This is a genomic window from Peptostreptococcus russellii, assembly GCF_900110295.1.
GTDB lineage: Bacteria > Bacillota > Clostridia > Peptostreptococcales > Peptostreptococcaceae > Peptostreptococcus > Peptostreptococcus russellii_A.
On the sequence record NZ_FODF01000058.1, the window covers coordinates 1 to 1,435 of the forward strand.

Here is a 1,435-nt window from a genome sequence, read left to right on the forward strand (position 1 = left end):
AATTCTCCTTAGAAAGGAGGTGATCCAGCCGCACCTTCCGATACGGCTACCTTGTTACGACTTCACCCCAGTTATCGACGCCACCTTCGACGACTTCTTCCTTGCGGTTAGATAATCGGCTTCGGGTGTTTCCGACTCCCATGGTGTGACGGGCGGTGTGTACAAGACCCGGGAACGCATTCACCGCAGCATTCTGATCTGCGATTACTAGTAACTCCAGCTTCATGTAGGCGAGTTTCAGCCTACAATCCGAACTGAGAATGGCTTTAAGGGATTAGCTCCACCTCACGGTTTGGCAACCCTCTGTACCACCCATTGTAGCACGTGTGTAGCCCTAAGCATAAGGGGCATGATGATTTGACGTCATCCCCACCTTCCTCCAGGTTATCCCTGGCAGTCTCTCTAGAGTGCCCAACTAAATGCTGGCAACTAAAGACAAGGGTTGCGCTCGTTGCGGGACTTAACCCAACATCTCACGACACGAGCTGACGACAACCATGCACCACCTGTCACCTCGGCCCCGAAGGGAAGGTAGGATTAACTACCGGTCCGAGGGATGTCAAGCTTAGGTAAGGTTCTTCGCGTTGCTTCGAATTAAACCACATGCTCCGCTACTTGTGCGGGTCCCCGTCAATTCCTTTGAGTTTCACACTTGCGTGCGTACTCCCCAGGCGGAGTACTTAATGCGTTAACTGCGGCACCGAGGGGGGTAACCCCCGACACCTAGTACTCATCGTTTACGGCGTGGACTACCAGGGTATCTAATCCTGTTTGCTACCCACGCTTTCGTGCCTCAGTGTCAGTTGCAGTCCAGAAAGCCGCCTTCGCTACTGGTGTTCTTCCCAATATCTACGCATTTCACCGCTACACTGAGAATTCCACTTTCCTCTCCTGCACTCAAGTCTTCCAGTTTCGGCGGCTTAATACGGTTGAGCCGTAGCCTTTAACCACCGACTTGAAAGACCACCTACGCACCCTTTACGCCCAGTAAATCCGGATAACGCTAGCACCCTACGTATTACCGCGGCTGCTGGCACGTAGTTAGCCGGTGCTTCCTCACAGGGTACCGTCATTATCTTCCCCTGCAACAGAACTTTACGATCCGAAGACCTTCATCGTTCACGCGGCGTTGCTGCATCAGGCTTTCGCCCATTGTGCAATATCCCCCACTGCTGCCTCCCGTAGGAGTTTGGACCGTGTCTCAGTTCCAATGTGGCCGATCACCCTCTCAGGTCGGCTACTGATCGTCGCCTTTGGTAGGCTTTTACCCCACCAACTAGCTAATCAGACGCGGGTCCATCCTGTACCGCTAACGCTTTGATACATCGAAGATGCCTTCAATGTACGTTATTATGTAATTAGTATGCTTTTCAGCATGTTATCCATATGTACAGGGCAGGTTACCCACGCGTTACTCACCCGTCCGCCGCTCAGT

The 1,435-nt window shown here is 52.6% G+C and carries 1 rRNA gene; it reads right to left on the bottom strand.

Features of this window, described 5'->3' with window-relative positions:
* Positions 1-12: 12 nt before the first annotated feature.
* Positions 13-1,435, bottom strand: a 16S ribosomal RNA gene (locus tag BMY82_RS09385); the annotation flags it as partial.